At 68.7% G+C, this 17830-nt stretch carries 15 protein-coding genes; 8 read left to right on the forward strand and 7 right to left on the reverse strand.

Annotation, left to right across the window (positions count from 1 at the left end; all coding sequences use genetic code 11):
- The first annotated feature begins 88 nt into the window (after positions 1 to 88).
- Together PGN37_RS12865 and PGN37_RS12870 are read left to right on the forward strand one after the other, a co-directional pair.
- Entirely contained in the window at positions 89 to 1294 is a 1206-nt protein-coding gene (locus tag PGN37_RS12865) for a DUF3068 domain-containing protein (RefSeq protein WP_335331411.1), read from the forward strand.
- Complete coding sequence (locus PGN37_RS12870) at positions 1291 to 2961, forward strand: hypothetical protein (RefSeq protein WP_442932919.1); 1671 nt, start codon at positions 1291 to 1293, stop codon at positions 2959 to 2961. Before PGN37_RS12865 ends, PGN37_RS12870 begins: the two co-directional genes overlap by 4 nt.
- On the opposite strand, the gene PGN37_RS12875 is transcribed toward PGN37_RS12870, so the two are convergent.
- Positions 2945 to 4102: a glycosyltransferase family 4 protein gene (locus PGN37_RS12875; protein WP_335331413.1), complete on the reverse strand. Its 1158-nt coding sequence runs from the start codon at positions 4100 to 4102 to the stop codon at positions 2945 to 2947. The genes PGN37_RS12870 and PGN37_RS12875 overlap by 17 nt on opposite strands.
- 36 nt (positions 4103 to 4138) lie before the next feature.
- Here PGN37_RS12875 and PGN37_RS12880 point away from each other — a divergent pair, with 36 nt between their 5' ends.
- Together PGN37_RS12880 and PGN37_RS12885 are read left to right on the forward strand one after the other, a co-directional pair.
- Positions 4139 to 4906 (forward strand): class I SAM-dependent methyltransferase, encoded by a 768-nt coding sequence (locus PGN37_RS12880; RefSeq protein ID WP_335331414.1) that lies wholly within the window; start codon positions 4139 to 4141, stop codon positions 4904 to 4906.
- 55 nt (positions 4907 to 4961) lie between these two features.
- Positions 4962 to 6434: an aldehyde dehydrogenase gene (locus PGN37_RS12885; protein WP_335331415.1), complete on the forward strand. Its 1473-nt coding sequence runs from the start codon at positions 4962 to 4964 to the stop codon at positions 6432 to 6434.
- Positions 6435 to 6513: 79 nt separating this feature from the next.
- Here PGN37_RS12885 and PGN37_RS12890 read toward each other — a convergent pair whose 3' ends face one another.
- The 4 genes from PGN37_RS12890 to PGN37_RS12905 all read right to left on the reverse strand — a co-directional run bounded on the left by PGN37_RS12890 (position 6514) and on the right by PGN37_RS12905 (position 10365).
- Positions 6514 to 6924, reverse strand: coding sequence for a YybH family protein (locus tag PGN37_RS12890; RefSeq protein ID WP_335331416.1), 411 nt, complete (start codon positions 6922 to 6924; stop codon positions 6514 to 6516).
- Between the two features lie 137 nt (positions 6925 to 7061).
- On the reverse strand, positions 7062 to 8897 hold the full coding sequence (locus PGN37_RS12895) for an acyl-CoA dehydrogenase (protein WP_335331417.1): 1836 nt from the start codon (positions 8895 to 8897) through the stop codon (positions 7062 to 7064).
- Between the two features lie 33 nt (positions 8898 to 8930).
- Positions 8931 to 9452: a dihydrofolate reductase family protein gene (locus tag PGN37_RS12900; RefSeq protein ID WP_335331418.1), complete on the reverse strand. Its 522-nt coding sequence runs from the start codon at positions 9450 to 9452 to the stop codon at positions 8931 to 8933.
- 1 nt (position 9453) lies between these two features.
- Positions 9454 to 10365, reverse strand: a complete 912-nt coding sequence (locus PGN37_RS12905) for a helix-turn-helix domain-containing protein (protein ID WP_335331419.1) — start codon at positions 10363 to 10365, stop codon at positions 9454 to 9456.
- Between the two features lie 228 nt (positions 10366 to 10593).
- On the opposite strand from PGN37_RS12905, the gene PGN37_RS12910 reads away from it, so the two are divergent.
- The 4 genes from PGN37_RS12910 to PGN37_RS12925 all read left to right on the forward strand — a co-directional run bounded on the left by PGN37_RS12910 (position 10594) and on the right by PGN37_RS12925 (position 15045).
- Positions 10594 to 11286, forward strand: a complete 693-nt coding sequence (locus PGN37_RS12910) for an SDR family oxidoreductase (protein WP_335331420.1) — start codon at positions 10594 to 10596, stop codon at positions 11284 to 11286.
- An 87-nt stretch (positions 11287 to 11373) separates the two neighbouring features.
- Positions 11374 to 12183 carry a 1-acyl-sn-glycerol-3-phosphate acyltransferase gene (locus tag PGN37_RS12915; RefSeq protein WP_335331421.1) on the forward strand — a complete coding sequence of 270 codons (810 nt, stop codon included), beginning with the start codon at positions 11374 to 11376 and terminating at the stop codon, positions 12181 to 12183.
- Complete coding sequence (gene fadD12 / locus PGN37_RS12920; protein ID WP_335331422.1) at positions 12183 to 13817, forward strand: acyl-CoA ligase FadD12; 1635 nt, start codon at positions 12183 to 12185, stop codon at positions 13815 to 13817. The genes PGN37_RS12915 and fadD12 overlap by 1 nt, the downstream gene beginning before the upstream one ends.
- Positions 13810 to 15045 (forward strand): alpha/beta hydrolase, encoded by a 1236-nt coding sequence (locus PGN37_RS12925; RefSeq protein ID WP_335331423.1) that lies wholly within the window; start codon positions 13810 to 13812, stop codon positions 15043 to 15045. Before fadD12 ends, PGN37_RS12925 begins: the two co-directional genes overlap by 8 nt.
- Before the next feature lie 15 nt (positions 15046 to 15060).
- Here PGN37_RS12925 and PGN37_RS12930 read toward each other — a convergent pair whose 3' ends face one another.
- Positions 15061 to 16479 (reverse strand): WS/DGAT/MGAT family O-acyltransferase, encoded by a 1419-nt coding sequence (locus PGN37_RS12930; protein WP_335331424.1) that lies wholly within the window; start codon positions 16477 to 16479, stop codon positions 15061 to 15063.
- A 28-nt stretch (positions 16480 to 16507) separates the two neighbouring features.
- Positions 16508 to 17743: an alpha/beta hydrolase gene (locus PGN37_RS12935; protein WP_335331425.1), complete on the reverse strand. Its 1236-nt coding sequence runs from the start codon at positions 17741 to 17743 to the stop codon at positions 16508 to 16510.
- Between the last annotated feature and the right edge of the window lie 87 nt (positions 17744 to 17830).

Below are 17830 nucleotides of genomic sequence, written 5' to 3' on the forward strand. Positions count from 1 at the left end.
GGTCCCGGAACTCCTCGCGACCGATGCGGCCTTACTTTGTGCTGTTAGGGTCGAACGGGTTTTGCCGCGCGCGAAGGGAGACACGGTATTGAACCGCGCAGTTGCGCTGAGGTTTGCCGCGTGCGGACTCATGGGCCTCGGCGCCGCGCTGCTCATCGCAGCGCTGCTCCTGACGACCTACACCAAGGGCAAGATCTCCAAGATTCCCCTGGACATCGACACCACACTGGTCAGCGAGGGCACGGGTGACGTCTTCGACCCCGCCTCGCTGAGCACCCAGAAGTTCGTCATCAACAGAGACACCCCGGTGGTTCTGCAGCAGCAGATCAGCGTCGAATCCCCCGCCAACGCCGATGTGGTCACGCTGCAGGTCGGCGACTCGCTGCGACGCTCCGACCAGCAGGGCGATCGCGGCCTGCTGCTGGCCATGGTGGACACCGTGACGCTCGACCGCGCCACCGCCGAGGCGATCTCCAGCGAGTCCAACCCCGGCGGCGCCGTGCAGAAGCCTCGCGCCATCGAGGACGAGAACCCGCCCACCAACATCGCGCTGCCGCACGAGGGGCTGTCCTACCGCTTCCCGTTCGACACCGAGAAGAAGACCTACCCCTACTTCGACCCGATCGCGCAGAAGACCTACGACGCCAACTACGCCGGTGAAGAGGACGTCAACGGGCTGACCGCCTACAAGTTCACGCAGAACGTCGGCTTCGACAACGAGGGCAAGCTCGTCGAGCCCGTCAAGTACGCCTCGCTGTACGACGACGACGCCGACAGCCAGGTCACCGCCCGCGCCGCCCTGTGGGGGCTCGAGGGGGACCCCGAAGAACCGATCACGATGACCCGGTACTACGCCGCCCAGCGCACCTTCTGGGTCGACCCGGTGTCCGGCACGATCGTCAAGGAAACCGACCGGGGTTACCACTACTACGCACGCGAGGCGCTCAAGCCCGAGGTGACCTTTGCCGACTACACGGTGACCACCAACGACGAATCCGTGGAGAGCCAGGTCAACGCCGCGTTCGACGAGCGTGACCGTGTCTCGCTGTGGGGTCGCATCCTGCCGATCACGTTCACCGCGCTCGGCATCGTCGCCCTGCTCGGCGGCGCGCTGCTCGGCTCGTTCAGCCTGCGGGCGGAATCGACACTGATCGATCCGGGCCTCGACGACACGAGCAGTCGGTTCTACGGCGGCCGCGGTGACGAGGGTGAGCCGGTGCCCGGCGCGGAGGCCAAGACCGAGAAACTGCCCGCGCAGCGGCCCACCGACCTACCCCCGGACCGACCGGTCTGATCTCCCGCGCCCGTCCGCTGGCGGCCCCGGCCTATGCGCTGGTGCTCGCGCTGGCGGTGACCGCACCTCTGCTCGGACCGGGTTATCTGCTGCTGCGCGACGCGGTCTCGACGCCGCGGTCCTACCTCACCGACGCCGCGCTCGGTCTCACCCAGGCCGCGCCGCGCGCGCTGCCGCAGGACGTCGCGGTGGCCCTGGCATCCGCTGTGCTCGATGGCGGCGTGGTGGTCAAAGGGCTGTTGATCCTCGGCCTGTGGTCCGCAGGCTGGGGCGCCGCGCATCTGGTGTCGACAGTGCTGCCGGCCGCCGGGTCGGCCGGCCAGGTCGTGGCGGTCACGGTCGCGGTGTGGAATCCCTATGTCGCCGAACGACTTCTGCAGGGCCACTGGAGTCTGCTGGTCGGCTACGGCGCGCTGCCCTGGGTGGCGGCGGCCGTGCTGTCGTTGCGGTCTTCGGGTTCGGGTGTGGGCGCTCTGGTCTTCTGGCTCGCGGTGGCCGGGCTGACGCCGACCGGGCTGATGATGGCCGCGACGGTGGCGCTGGCATGCGTTGCGGCCCCTGGCGGCGGGCGTTCGCGGCGGTTCTGCGCGCTGCTGAGCCTGGCCGGGTCGACGACGGCGGCGCTGCCCTGGCTCGTCGCCTCAGCGGTCGGGTGGGCTCCCGACGTCGACCAGGGCGCTGCCGTCGCGGCGTTCGCCGCGCGTGCCGAACCCGGACTGGGCACGCTCGGCAGCCTCGCGGGTCTGGCCGGTATCTGGAACGCCGACGCCGTACCCCCCTCTCGCACCACCCTGTTCGCGGTGGTCGCGACGCTGGTGCTGCTGGCGGTGGTGGCGGCAGGGCTGCCAACGCTCGTGCGGCGCCGCGCCGCGGTGCCGCTGCTGCTGGTCGCCCTGGTCGCGATTCTGGTGCCCGCCCTGATGGCGACCGGACCGGGTCTGGCCGCGGTCGGTTCGCTTCTCGAGGCGGCGCCCGGGCTGGGGGTGATCCGGGACGGTCAGAAGTGGGTGGCGCTCGCGATGCCTGCCTACGCATTGGCCGGCGCTGCGGCCACGATCACGCTGCGCCCGCGGGTGCCGGCGATCGCCACCGCGGCGGTGTGCTGTGCGGCGGTGATCGCGACGCTGCCGGACCTGGCGTGGGGTGTCGGCGGGCGGGTGCACGCTGTGCAGTATCCGTCGGCGTGGCGGGAGGCTGCCGCGATCATCAACGCCGAGCCGGCACCGGTGGCCGTGCTCCCGGTGGACAGCATGCGGCAATTCGCCTGGGCGGGAACGGCACCGGTGCTGGACCCGCTGCCCCGCTGGCTACGTGCCGAGGTGCTGACCACCGGCGATCTCTCGATCGGTGGTCGTCTCGTGCCCGGCGAAGGCGCCCAAGCGCGGGAGGTTCAGGCCCTGCTGGTCGCCGGGGCGGACGCGACCCGGCTTGCCGATGCCGGGGTGGGCTGGGTGGTCGTAGAGGGCGCAGGCGCGAATCTCGGCCTGCCCGTGGCTTTTCGGTCCGAGGACCTGACGGTCTACCGGGTCGGCGGCTCCGCCCCGCCGTCGCCGCACCGCGGCGTTGCGCTGGCCGCGCACGGGGTGTGGCTTGTGCAGCTGTGTCTGGGTGTGGCGTTGATGATGCTGCGCCGCAAGCGAACTCGGACTACTACACCAGTCCGCTGACCCGTCGTCCCGCCTGCACGGACGTGAGCACGGCCTGCATCGCCTCGGCGCTCTGCTCCCACGAGAATTCGGCGCTGCGCACCTGAGCCTTGGCGCCGAGTTGCTCCCGCAGCACGTGGTCGGTCAGCAACCGCTGCAACCCGTCGACCAGGTCGTCCACGTCGTCGACCAGCATCCCGGTCACCCCGTCGACGATGGAATCGGACAGTCCACCCGAGGACCGGTATCCGATCGTCGGCACGCTGTGCTGGGCGGCCTCGATCACGGCCAACCCCCAGCCCTCTTTGCGGGAAGGCAGTAGGTTGACCCAACTCTGTTGCAGCAGATCATGTTTCGTAGCGTCGTCCACGTGGCCGTGGAATGTCACGGCATCGGAGATCCCGAGTTCCCTGGCATGGTCGAGCAGGGGTTGCGCCCACCATCCGCCGCCGACGACGTCGAGGTGCAGGTTCGGGATCAGGGGACGCAGCCGTGCGATGGCGTCGAGCGCATCCTCGATCTGCTTGTGCGGCACCAGACGAGACAGCACGACGACGCGGGGCGTGGCCGACCGCGGCGCAGTCAGGCTGGCGTGGGGTGCCGCGTCGACACCATTGCGGACCACCGCCACGTGATCGGCGCGCACACCGAGATCGGTCAGATCCCGCGCCGACGGCAGCGACACCGTCACGTACTGGTTGCGGCGGTGCAGACGCGGCGACAGGCGTGATTCGACGAACCAGCCGATGCGGCTCTTCATCGGCCCCGCCACCGGCCACTGCTCGCGGTGGCAGTGGTGCACAAGCACCACGGCGCGGCGCCCGTACGCCAGGCGCGCCAGGAACGGCAGGCCGTTCTGGGTGTCGACGACGACGTCGGGCCGCGCACCACGCAGTGGACCGAGCCCGACGCGGGCGGCGACCATCGCCAGCCCCGCCCGCACATACACCGAATACGGTCCGCCCCGGCGCTGGATCTCCACGCCGTCGACCACCTCGCGGGCCGCCGACCCGTCGTAGCGGGCGGTGCGCAGCGTGACCCGCACCCCCGACTGAGCCAGGTGTGCGCCGATGCGCTGGAGATAGGTCTCGCTGCCGCCGCCCTGCGGGTGTCCGGTGTCGCGCCAGCACAGCAGCAACACGGAGTTCACGGGGGCGGACATCGGTGTTCAGACTAGCGGTGTGCCTAGGGTGGCCGGGTGCCCGCTACGGAACTGTTCGCCCGGCGCGCGACGCTCGCGCGTTCGCTGCGGCTGCTGTCGGCGTTCCGCTTCGAACAGACCGATCCCGACCGCTTCTACGGCGCCCTGGCCGACGACACCGTCGCACTGGTCTCCGACCTCTGGACCGGTGTCGCCGGAAACGACCCCACCGGTCTGACCGTCCTCGACGTCGGCGGCGGCCCCGGCTACTTCGCGTCAGCGTTCACCGATGCCGGGATGCGCTACGTCGGCGTGGAACCCGACCCGCGGGAGATGCACGCCGCGGCGCCCCGCAGCCACCGCCGGGCGGGGTCCTTCGTCCGGGCCTCGGGCACCGCGCTGCCGTTCCGAGACGACAGCGTCGACGTGTGCCTGTCCTCCAACGTCGCCGAGCACGTCGCCCAGCCGTGGCGCCTGGGCGAGGAGATGCTGCGGGTCACCCGGCCCGGCGGGCTCGCGGTGCTGTCGTACACCGTGTGGTTCGGGCCGTTCGGCGGGCACGAGATGGGGCTCACGCACTATCTCGGCGGGCGGCGGGCCGCCGACCGATACGCCCGACGGCACGGCCACCGAGCCAAGAACGACTACGGCTCGTCGTTGTTCGCCGTGCACGCGCGAGACGGGCTGCGCTGGGCGCGCGGCACCGGCGCGTTGGTGGCCGCATTTCCGCGCTACCACCCGCGATGGGCCTGGGGCGTGACCCAGGTACCGGGGCTGCGGGAGTTCGCGGTGAGCAACCTGGTGCTGGTGTTGTCACCGCGCTGAATCCGCGAACTGCAACAGGTTCTACTTCACCGTGATCGTAGGTAATGTGACGTCTATGACACAGAGCACCGCGTTCAAGACCGAGTGGGACAAGCTGTTCATCGGCGGTAAATGGGTCGAACCGGCCACCTCGGACGTCATCGACGTGCACTCCCCCGCGACCGGCGAGCTGGTCGGCAAGGTGCCGCTCGCGTCTGCCGCCGACGTCGACGCCGCATGCGCCGCCGCCCGGAAGGCCTTCGACGAGGGCCCATGGCCGCAGATGTCGCCCGCCGAACGCGGAGAGGTCCTGGCCCGCGCGGTCAAGATCCTCGAGGAGCGAGCCGACGAACTGAAGTTCCTGCTCGCCGCCGAGACCGGACAGCCCCCGATGATCGTCGACATGATGCAGTACGGCGCCGCGATGTCGGCGTTCCAGTACTTCGCGGGCGCAGCCGACAAGTTCACCTGGCAGGACATCCGCGACGGCATCTACGGCCAGACGCTGGTCGTGCGCGAGCCGATCGGTGTCGTCGGCGCCGTCACCGCGTGGAACGTCCCGTTCTTCCTCGCCGCCAACAAGCTGGGCCCGGCGCTGCTGGCCGGCTGCACGATCGTGCTGAAGCCCGCCGCCGAGACCCCGCTGTCGGTGTTCGCGATGGCCGAGGCGTTCGCCGAGGCCGGGCTGCCCGAAGGCGTGCTGTCGATCGTGCCGGGCGGCCCGGAGACCGGTCGCGCGCTGACCAACAACCCGGAGCTGGACAAGTTCACGTTCACCGGGTCGTCGGCCGTGGGCAAGGAGATCGCCAAGATCGCGGCCGAGAAGCTCAAGCCGTGCACGTTGGAGCTGGGCGGCAAGTCCGCGGCGATCATCCTCGAGGACGCCGACCTGGATTCCACACTGCCGATGCTGGTGTTCTCGGGCCTGATGAACTCGGGCCAGGCCTGCGTCGGGCAGACCCGCATCCTGGCGCCGCGCTCGCGCTACGACGAGGTCGTCGAGAAGCTCTCCGCCGGAGTGGCGGGGATGCTGCCCGGGCTGCCCACCGATCCCGGCGCGATGATCGGCCCGCTGATCAGCGAGAAGCAGCGCGAGCGCGTGGAGGGCTACATCAAGAAGGGTGTCGAGGAAGGCGCCCGCGTGGTCGTCGGCGGTGAGCGACCCGAGGGTCTGGACAGCGGCTGGTACGTGCAGCCGACCGTGTTCGCCGACGTCGACAACTCGATGACGATCGCCCAGGAGGAGATCTTCGGACCGGTGCTGGCGGTGATTCCCTACGAGGACGAGGACGACGCGGTGCGCATCGCCAACGACTCCGTGTACGGGCTTGCCGGGTCGGTGTACACCACCGACTTCGACCGGGCGCTCAAGATCGCCCGCCGCATCCGGACCGGGACGTACGCGGTGAACATGTACGCCTTCGATCCGGGCTCACCGTTCGGTGGCTTCAAGAACTCGGGCATCGGCCGTGAGAACGGCGTCGAGGGCATCGAGGCGTACTGCGAGCCGAAGTCGATCCTGCTGCCGTTCGGCTACACCCCGTCCTAGGTTTTTCGGCGCCGAGTGCACGGTTTCTGATGGAATTCGAGGGTTTTCCGTCAAGAACCGTGCATTCGGCGTCTCTGCCTTAGGAGGTGTGCGGCATCGAGTGGTGCTCGTGGGCGATGACCCACGCGCCGTCGATCTTCCGCATGCCGAATGTGCTCCGCAGCCGCCGCTCCGGATGAGCCGCGATGTCGTCGGGCATGCCCGCGCGGAACAACCCGTAGGCGTAGGCGACAGTGCCGTCCGTGTCAGTGCCGTCGGCAACGACGTCGAGACGGTCCAGTTCCAGCACCGCGCCGCCCGCCACCCAGTCGAAGAACTCCGGCCAGGTCTCGCGGTACGCGTCGATGCCGTACACACCCACGTCGGGTGGTGGCACGTCGTAGAGCACGACGTCGTCGGTGTGCGCCGCGACGACGCCGTCGATGTCACGCGCGAGGATCGCCTCGATCCAGCGGTCGATGACTGTGCGGATGTCCTGTTCGTTGGTCACGCGGGTGCAGACCGGGGAGACCGGCCAAAGTCATCGCCGCCCGAGGGGTCACCTACTTCTCGCGAACAGACGCGAACTCGAGTGCGACACGCGCAAAAAGGCTCGAGTTCGCGTCTGTTCGCCGAGAAAACGGAACCCTAGAACGCGGATTCGGGGACGTCCATGGCCGTGAGGTCGACCGCTTCGAGGATCGCCCGCCGCGCCGTCAGCGCCGGCAGCATGTTCTTGGCGAAGAACAACGCGGTCGCGACCTTGCCGGTGTAGAAGTCGCGATCGCGTGCGCTCGGCGAGCCGTCCAACGCCGTCAGCGCGATCTCCGCCTGGTGCAGCAGCTGCCAGCCCAGCAGCAGATCGCCGACCGCGAGCAGGAACGGCACAGATTCCAGCCCCACCCGATACAGCTCCCGCGGATCCTGCTGCGAGTCGATCAGGTACTTCGTCATCGCCGCGACCATCGCTTGGACGTCGGCCACCGCGGTCGTGAGCAGGGCGCGGCCGTCGGCCAGCTCGGGACGGGCCGACCCGCTGTCGAGGAACGCCCGGATCTGCGTCACGACGTGCAGCAGCGCGCCCCCCTGGTCGCGGGCGATCTTGCGAAAGAAGAAGTCCTGCGCCTGGATCGCGGTGGTGCCCTCGTACAGCGAGTCGATCTTGGCGTCGCGGATGTACTGCTCCAGCGGATAGTCCTGCAGGAAGCCCGATCCGCCGAGGGTCTGCAGCGACTCCGTCAGGCACTGATAGGCGCGCTCGGAACCCACCCCCTTGACGATCGGCAGCAACAGATCGTTCACCCGGGCGGCCATCGACGCGTCGGCCCCCGACACCACCGCGGCCACCGAAGGATCCTGGTGGGCCGCGGTGTAGAGGTACAGCGCCCGCAACCCCTCCGCGTACGCCTTCTGCGTGAGCAGCGCCCGCCGCACGTCGGGGTGGTGGATGATCGTCACACGCGGCGCGGCCTTGTCGGTCATCTGGGTAAGGTCAGCGCCCTGCACGCGGGACTTCGCGTACTCGAGCGCGTTCAGATAGCCGGTCGACAGCGTCGCGATCGCCTTGGTGCCCACCATCATTCGTGCGTACTCGATGACCTTGAACATCTGGGCGATGCCGTTGTGGGTGTCGTTGACCAGCCAGCCCACCGCCGGAGTGCCGTGCTGGCCGAACGTCAGCTCACACGTCGCCGACGCTTTGAGCCCCATCTTGTGCTCGAGCCCGGTGACGTAGACACCGTTGCGCTCACCGAGCTCACCGGTCTCCGGGTCGAAATGGAACTTCGGCACGATGAACAGGCTCAACCCCTTGGTGCCGGGGCCGGCGCCCTCCGGCCGGGCCAGCGTCATGTGCACGATGTTGTCGAACAGGTCGTCGCCGTCGCCGTTGGTGATGAATCGCTTGACGCCGTCGATGTGCCAGGTGCCGTCGGGCTGTTGGATGGCCTTGGTGCGGCCGGCGCCGACGTCCGAGCCGGCGTCGGGTTCGGTGAGCACCATCGTGGCCCCCCAGTCCCGCTCGATCATCAGCGAGGCCCAATGCCGTTGCCGCTCATTGCCGATCGCGTAGAGGATGTCGGCCATCTTCGGGCCGGCCGAATACAGGAACACCGCGGGCTGAGCACCGAGAGCGAACTCGTTGATCGCCCACTCGACCATCGACGGCACCGGCACGCCGCCGATGTCGGACACCATGCCCACCCGTGACCACTCGCCGTCGCGCCAGGCCCGGAAGGTCTTCTTGAACGGCTCGGGGATGCTGACGACGTGGCTGGCCGGGTCGAAGCTGGGAGGTGTGCGGTCGGTCTCGGCGAAGGCTTCGGCCAGCGGGCCCTCGGCCAGCTTGGCGGCCTCGTGCAGCATCTGCCGCACCGAGTCACCGTCGAGGTCGTCGAAGTCGCCCGTGGCGAGCACCTTCTCCAGCGCCAGCGCCTCGAACAGGTTGAACTCGATGTCGCGGACGTTGCTGCGGTAATGCCCCATGGTGGGCCAGACTATGCCGGAACGGCGCTCCCGTCAGGCTTTACGCCAGTGCGCGCAGACGAAGTCGGCGTTGCGGGCCGTGGTCACCAGAGTCCACTCCGAACGTGTCGGCAGCACCCGTGAGCCCGCACCCAGCGTGCACGGCGCGTACGACACGATCATCTCGTCGACCAGTCCGGCGCCCACGAACTGCGCGGCCACCTCGCCGCCGCCCACCACCCAGATGTGTCGATCCCCGGCGGCCCCGGCCAGCGTCGGGAACAACTCGGTGACCTCGCCGGCGAACGTGTGCACGGGGTGGGCCGGGTCGACGATCTGGGGCCGGTGCGTCATCACCCACGACGGCTGGGGATACATCCACTCGCCCGGCTGGTTGGCGACGATCCACTCGTAGGTGTCGGCGCCCATCACGAGCGCACCCACCGACGCCAGGAACGGGTCGATGGCGAAGGGCCCGTCGGCGTCGATGTCGCGGGTGATCAGCCACTGCAGGCTCGCGTGCTCGTCGGCGACGAACCCGTCGAGGCTCGAGGCGGTGTAGTAGATGCACGCCATGTCAGCTCCTCATCCAGTCCAGCGGGTCGCCGCGGTCGGTGTCGACACCGTGGTCGGCGAGCATCGTGCGGGCGAGTTCACGACGATGCGCGGAGTAGGTCAGCACATGCGCGACGATCCCGTACAGCGGGAACGACTCGGGCGGCTCGCACAGTGCGTCGATGACGGTGTCGCCGAGCCGGCCCGCCGCGGCATAGTTGGCGATCGTTGTGCGCCAACGCTTTCCGATGTTCGCATGGAATTCCGCGAGTGCGACGGCGTCGGCGGACTGCGTCGACGCCCGTGACGGGAAGTCCTCACCGGCGATGGTCGCCAGCCACACCTGTTTGCTCCACACGATCGCGCCGAGCACAGCCCCGACGCTCGGTTCGGCACCGTCCCAGTCGAGCACGGTCTGGCCCGGGCGGATCGGCTCCGCCCACTGTTGCGGGCTCAGCTGCGCGGCGCGGCCGAGCAGGTGGGCGGTGTCGTCGAGGTCGTGATCGATCATCAGCGCGGTCACGTCGGGCTGCGGGGCCGGTGAAGGCGTGCTGTCGATCCACAGTGCCTGCGGCGGGTGGAAGTGCAGCCCGTTGGGCGCCGGTAGGCGGAAGTGCACGGCGGCGGCCTGCGAGGGCGGACGTCCGTAGGTGCGGCTGAACGCCCGGGAGAACACCTCAGCCGACGACCAGCCCTCCGCGGCCGCGACGCTCGAGACCGCTTCGCCGCGCTGCAGCCGCCAGGCCGCCCGCTCGAGCATGACGCGACGGCGCAGCGCCGCGGGTGATTCCCCGGTGAGCCGCCGCACCTCCCGCGAGAAATGGAACTCCGATGCGTGACTGCTGCGTGCCATCGACCCGACATCACCGTTGTCCGCATCGGTGACCGCATCGAGGAGTTCGCGCAGCCGATCGCGCCCCGAAGGTTCCGTCACGGAATCCGAGTATGGTCGCGGGCCGCAGCGACCACCATGACGATTCCTGCTGTGCCCGGACTCAAGCCGAACAAAGAGTGTGGCGGGAGCCCCCGACCGGGTCCCGCCACAGGTCATGAACCTACCGCCCGAGGTGCCCCTCCGCGTTCGTTTCGCACAGGGACTTTTCAGCACACCCCCTGCGTTCAGTGTGCTATACCCAGCACGGAACAACCCGAGGAGCACCACATGACCACCGAACACATCACCGCACTCGTCACCGGCGCCAACCGCGGCCTGGGCCGCCGCTTCGCCGAACAGCTCCTGGCACGCGGGGCCACCGTGTACGCCGCGGCCCGCAACCCCGACAGCATCGACCTTCCCGGCGCCATCCCGCTGCAGCTCGACATCACCGACCCCGAGTCCGTACGCCGCGCCGCCGAGACCGCGAGCGATGTCACCGTCGTCATCAACAACGCCGGCGTCTCCACCCAGGCGGGGCTGCTCGACGGCCCGATCGAGGACATCCGGCTGGAGATGGAGACCCACTACTTCGGCACGCTCGCCGTGACCCGGGCGTTCGCCCCCGTGATCGAACGCAACATCGCCGGACAAGGCGGCGGCAGGATCCTCAACGTGCTCTCCGTGCTGTCCTGGTACCACCCCGCGACCAGCGGCGCGTACTCGGCAGCCAAGGCCGCAGGCTGGGCGCTCACCGACGCGGTCCGTGCCGAGCTGGCACCCCGTGGCATCCACGTCGCGGCGCTGCACGTCGGCTACATGGACACCGACATGGTGAGCTACATCCCCGCAGACCAGAAGACAGATCCGGCGGTCATCGCCCAGCTCGCTCTCGACGGGTTGTTCGCCGGCGACAACGAGATCCTGGGCGACGAATTGACGCGGACGGTGAAGAGCCACCTCTCGGCTCCCCCGCAGTGACAGGATGGTCGGCACAGCGCCGGCCACACCTTGGGTAGACTGGCCAAAACTAGAACACGTTCCAGTCAACGCGCTCCAGGGGGTTCCGTGAACTCGACCGACATCACGCCGTCCGAGATAACGAAGTGGGACCCCGTGCTCACCGAGCGGGTGATGGGTCTCCTGAAGCCCTTCCTCAAGGGATACCACCGCGCCGAGGTCCGCGGCCTCGACACCTTCCCCGCCGGCGGGGCGCTCGTCGTGTCCAACCACTCCGGTGGGCTGATGCCGATGGACGTGCCGGTGTTCGCGAGCGGCTTCTACGAGAAGTTCGGCTTCGACCGCCCGGTGTACACGCTCAGCCACGACATCCTGATGGTCGGGCCGCAGGGCGCGTTCCTCAAGAAGACCGGCTTCATCCCGGCCAACCACCGCAACGCCGACGAGGCGTTGCGCTCCGGCGGGGTGGTCGTCGTCTTCCCCGGCGGCGACTACGACGTCTACCGCCCCACCCTGGCTGCCAACAAGATCGACTTCGGGGGGCGCACCGGCTACGTGAAGGCCGCGCTCAACGCCGGCGTACCGATCGTGCCGACCGTGGGCATCGGCGGCCAGGAGGCCCAGCTGTTCCTGACCCGGGGCACCGACATCGCCAAGGCGCTCGGCCCGATCGCCCGCGCCGTGCGCACCAAGATCCTGCCGATCTCGTTCGGCTTCCCGTTCGGGCTGTCGGTGGTGCTGCCGGTCAACGTGCCACTGCCGGCGAAGATCACCATGCAGGCGCTACCGCCGATCGACATCGTCGCCGAATTCGGGGAGGACCCCGACATCGACGAGGTCGACGCCCACGTGCGGCACGTGATGCAGCGCGCGCTCGACGAGCTGGCCGCCCAGCGGCGGTTGCCGGTGATCGGCTGATGGGTCTTCTCGATCCGATCACCGGCCCGCTGGGGCTGATGACGACGTTGGCGCGTGCGGGAATGATCGCGCCGATGCGACCGGACAAGTACCTGCGGATCGTCGCCGCGATGCAACGCGAGAACATGGCCGTCACGTCCGGCTTCGCCGCCGCGGCCCAGCGCTGCGGTGACCGGGCAGGACTGATCGACGAACTCGGCGTGCTGACGTGGCGCCAGATCGACCAGCGCGCAGACGCACTCGCCGCGGCACTGCAGGCCCTGCCCGGCGGCGCACCCGACGTCGTCGGCCTGATGGCCCGCAACCACCGCGGCTTCGTCGAGACGATGATCGCGGCCAACCGCATCGGCGCCGACGTCCTGCTGCTCAACACGTCGTTCGCCGGTCCCGCTCTGGCCGAGGTCGTCGCCCGCGAGAGCGAGGGCCGCTCGCTGGTGCTCGTCTACGACGAGGAATTCACCGAGACCGTCGACCGGGCGCTGGCCGACAACGCCGAGACACCACGGATCGTCGCGTGGACAGACACCGACGGCCACGAGCAGACCGTGGAATCGATGATCGAGGAGCATGCGGGGCAGGAGCCGAAGAGGGCGTCGGCCAAGGGCCGCACCATCCTGCTCACCTCGGGCACCACCGGAACTCCCAAGGGCGCCAGCCATTCCGGGGGCGATCCCAGCGTGCTCAAGGCGATCCTGGACCGCACCCCGTGGCGGGCCGAACAGCCCGTCGTCGTCGTCGCGCCGATGTTCCACGCCTGGGGCTTCTCGCAACTGGCCTTCGCCGCGTCGATGGCGTGCACGATCATCACCCGCCGCAAGTTCGACCCGGAGGCGACGCTGGACCTGGTCGACAGGCACCGCGCGACCGGATTGTGCGTGGTGCCCGTCATGTTCGACCGCATCATGGAGCTGCCCGAGGAGGTGCTCGACCGCTACAGCGGACGATCCCTGCGGTTCGCCGCGGCGTCGGGTTCCCGGATGCGCCCCGATGTGGTCATCGCGTTCATGGACCGCTTCGGCGACGTCATCTACAACAACTACAACGCCACCGAGGCAGGCATGATCGCGACCGCGACGCCGCGTGATCTGCGGGCCGCACCGGATACCGCGGGTCGGCCGGCCGAGGGGACCGAGATCCGCATCCTCGACCCCGAGTTCCGCGAGCTGCCCGCCGGCGAGACCGGCGCGATCTACGTGCGCAACTCCACCCAGTTCGACGGGTACACCTCCGGCGCCACCAAGGACTTTCACGAGGGCTTCATGTGCTCCGGTGACGTCGGCTACCTCGACGACGACGGTCGGCTCTTCGTGGTCGGCCGTGACGACGAGATGATCGTCTCCGGTGGCGAGAACGTCTACCCCATCGAGGTGGAGAAGACGCTCACCGCACACCCCGACGTCGCCGAGGCTGCCGTGCTCGGCGCCGACGACGAGAAGTTCGGTCAGCGTCTCGTGGCCTTCGTGGTCCTGGCGCCGGGATCGTCGATCGACACCGACGGTCTCAAGCAGCACGTGCGGGACAACCTCGCGAACTACAAAGTGCCACGCCAGATCACGATCCTCGACGAGCTGCCCCGCAGCATCACCGGCAAGATCTCCCGCAAGGACCTGCAGGACCACATCGACCATGCGTAAACCCCGCCCGCTGCTGCGGGCCGTCGCCGAACTCCTCAACGCGGCCAACGGTGTTCGGCCCCTGGCCCGCGAGGGCTACCCGACCATCGGGGTCTTCGCGTTCGGCTGGCCCACGTCCGAGATGTCTGCGCTCTACATGGTCGGCTCGATGGCCGATGCGGTGCGCCGCGGCCTGCGCGGCGACTTCCGCGGCACCCGCGGCCGAATCGCACTGGTACTCACCGCCGTCGCGTGGGCCCTGCTGTGGCTCATCCAACGCCGGAACATGGCATCCCAACCGCACTTCGAAGACCCGCTGCGAGCCGCGCTCGGTGACGACTACCAGGCCATCGCCGACAAAGCGAAAGCGCGTCGGCGCCGGCGGATCGGCATGCCACCCAACGACTTCGTGCGGCGACGCTACGTCGAGAAGGCCGCCACCGTGGCCTACGGACCGCACGGCGGAGCGAACCGGGCCGACATCTGGCGCCGGTCGGACCTCCCGCGTGACGGCAAAGCCCCCGTACTGCTTCAGGTTCCGGGCGGCGCATGGTCGATCGGGATGCGGCGGCCGCAGGCCTACCCGATGCTGAGCCATCTCGCCGACCACGGCTGGGTCTGCGTGTCGATGGGCTACCGGGTGAGCCCCCGCAACACCTGGCCCGACCACATCGTCGACGTCAAGCGGGCGTTGGCCTGGATCAAGGACAACATCGCCGACTACGGGGGAGATCCCGACTTCGTCGCGATCTCCGGAGGCTCCGCCGGTGGCCACCTGTCCGCGCTCGCCGCGCTGACCGCCGACGATCCGCAGTGGCAACCCGGCTTCGAGCACGCCGATACCTCTGTGGTGGCGGCGGTGCCGATCTACGGCCGCTACGACTGGGTGTCCGGAGAGGGAAGTGGCCGTAAGGAATTCATCGCTTTTCTGCAGAAATTCGTGGTCAAGCTGCCGTTCCGAACTAACCGTGGCGTCTACCGTGACGCGTCACCGATCCTGCGGCTGCGCGCCGACGCACCACCGTTCTTCGTGCTGCACGGCCGAGACGACTCCATCATCCCCGTCGGTGAGGGCCGCGAGTTCGCCGAGGCCCTGCGAACCGTGTCCACCTCACCGGTGGTGTACGCCGAGATCCCCCACGCGCAGCACGCTTTCGACTTCTACTGGGGGTCGCCGCGCGCCCACTACACCGCCCAGGCGGTCGAGGAGTTCCTGTCCTGGGTGCAGGCCACCCGGGCGAAGAGCTGAACGCCAGCCGCGCAGCTACGGAGCCAGCGCGGTGTCGATTTCCGTGAGCTGCTCGGAAAGCCCTGCCGCGCGGCGGATCTCGACGAGAGCCTCGACCATCGCATCGGTGAGCTCGTGAGGATCTTCGGTGGTCTTGCCGTCGGCGAGCACCGAGATGTTGAGCTGATCGACATAGCTCCACACCGTGATGTTCAGTCCGCTGCCCGCGGTGAGCGGCCCGACCGAGTACAGCCCCGTCACGAGCGCACCGCCCACTTTCGCACGCTCCCGCGGTCCGGGTACGTTCGAGATCGGCAGGTTCATCACCTTGTTCTGGCCGTCTTTCGCCGAGAGCCACCGGAACATCGCCTCCGACGGCGCCGGCGGGAAGTAGGCCGACCACCGGCTGACCAGCTCGGGCCCGAGCAACGTGTTGCTCTCCTTGCCGGCGGCAGCGGACTCGTGCGCGGCACGCACCCTGTCCAACGGATCCTCGATCTCCACGGGCAGACCGACCAGAACGCCGGTGAAGTAGTTGCCCGAGATCCGGTCCGGGGAGAAGTCGAAGCTCACCGGCACCGACGCCAGTAGCGGGTGATCGGCATGACCGTCGTAGCGCAGCAACAACTCTCGCAGGGCGCCCGCTGACATGGACAGCACCATGTCGTTGATCGTGACCCCGAGGTGCTTGGCGGTCTCCTTGACATCGGCCAGCGCCACGGTGGCCGTCGCGAACCGACGCGTCGCATCCAGCATGTGATTCATGAACGTCGGCGGCGGCGTGAACGGCCGGGTCAGTTCGGGTGACAACTTGTGCTGGCTCTCGCGGACCCGGCGCACCCCCTGCGCGGTGTAGCCCACCACCGACGGGAAGCGCCGGATCTGGCGCAGATGGTCGGCGAACGCCGAGCGCACCAGCTCACCGCGCGTCGGCGCCGGGTCGGTGGCATATGAATCGCGGTCCGCCTGCGGCCCCTCCTGTAGATCCATGCCCCGCGCCAACAGGTTCGCCGACGCCACACCATCGGCCAGCGCGTGATGGATCTTGCCCAGCACGGCAATTCGGCCTTCGGCCAAGCCTTCGATCAGATACATCTCCCACAGCGGCCGGCTGCGATCCAGCGGGGTACTGGCCAGCCTGCCCACCAGCTCGTCGAGCTGACGACGGCCACCGGGGGCGTCCACCCGGCAGGAACGCACGTGGTACTCGAGATCGACCTCGGCGTTCTCCCGCCACATCGGATGGTGGAACTTGAACGGGATGTCGATCAGTTCATAGCGGAACGGGTCGAGCTTGTAGAGCCGGCCGTGAATGACCTTCCGCAGTTCCTCCACACCGAAAGGGACCCCGCCCAGGCCGGCGAGGTCGATGATCGCCAGCTTCAGCGTGTGCATGTGGACGTTGGGTGTTTCGCTGTACAGAAGGACAGCGTCCCACCCGCGAAGTCTCTTCACAGTCCCGACACCTCTCCTTCGGAGGTGTCTATATAACCTCTTTGGCCCCGATGAGGCTGCGATTTCGATGAATGTGGTTGAGGAACAAGCCGATTGCCGTTGCGGCCGCACCGGTGCGGGCACCGTCGGTCATGTCGAAGCCGTGTCCGGCACCGGGCAGCTCGACGTAGCCGACCACCGACCGCGACACCTCCTTCAACCGGTCGACGAAGCTGCGGGCCTGCGCCACCGGGATGACGCTGTCACCGGTGCCGTGCATGACCAGGAACGGCGGCGCATCCGCGTGCACGCGGGCGATCGGGGACGCCTTGCGGAAGATGTCGGGGTGCTTGTCCATGGACCGTCGCACCACCACCCGCTCGAGGAAGTCGACGAAGCGGACCCGCTCGACGGTCGACTTGTCTTCCCAGTCGTACCGGCCGTAGATGCCGATCACCGCGTCGACCGAGGTGTCCGACCCTTCGGGCAGCTCGCACTGCAGTTCGGGGTCGTTGGCCGTCAGCCCGGCCAGGGCGGCGAGGTGCCCGCCGGCCGACGTACCCGCGATGGTCACGAAGTCGCGGTCCCCACCGAATTTGTCGACATTGGCCCGGGCCCACGCGATCGCCGTCTTCACATCGGTCAGATGCGCAGGCCACGGATTGTGCGGCGCGACGCGGTAGTCGATAGACAGACAAACCCAGCCCTTCTCGGCCAGGTGGGACATCAACGCGTATCCCTGCAGCATCCGGCTGCCGTGCACCCACGCCCCGCCGGGCACGAACAGCAGCACCGGGGCCGGCTGCGCCGGCAGGTCGTCGCGGCGCCACACGTCGAGCAGTTGGGTGGGCCGAGGGCCGTAGCGCACCGAGGTCCGGTGCACGTTGCGCCGGTGCTCCCGCATCTTCCACACCGGCGGGGTGCGCTCAGCCGCCGGCCACTCGATATCGAGATCCTTTGCCGACACCACACCGCGCAGCGCCGCCTGGGTCACCTCGTTGGTGCAGTCCCGATCCCGCTGCTTGAGCTCTGCCGAGTTCGAGGCGGAGTTGGGCGTCAGCAGGCCCTTGACCGTGGCATTCAGGATGTCAGGAGCATGGCGGGCGCCCCAGATTCCGGCGGCGGTCAGGGCGCCCAGGGGTTCGAGGTGCTTTCCGATCACTGGAAGGGACGCGCTCGCGACGCTGGCGGCCAGCAGGTAGTCACCAGGGCCCGCCTTCATCAACCACTGCAAACGCGTGGTCAGAGTGGGTCCGGGATACCGGATATCCGGCCGTTCGGTCATGGCGGATACCGTACCCCCGCGCCAGCCCCACAAACTGACATTCCGCACAGGGTTGTCTACTGTTTTTCCGCTGTGGTCGACCTGTGA

The sequence above is a fragment of the Mycobacterium kyogaense genome (assembly GCF_036946525.1).
In the GTDB taxonomy this organism is placed as follows: domain Bacteria; phylum Actinomycetota; class Actinomycetes; order Mycobacteriales; family Mycobacteriaceae; genus Mycobacterium; species Mycobacterium kyogaense_A.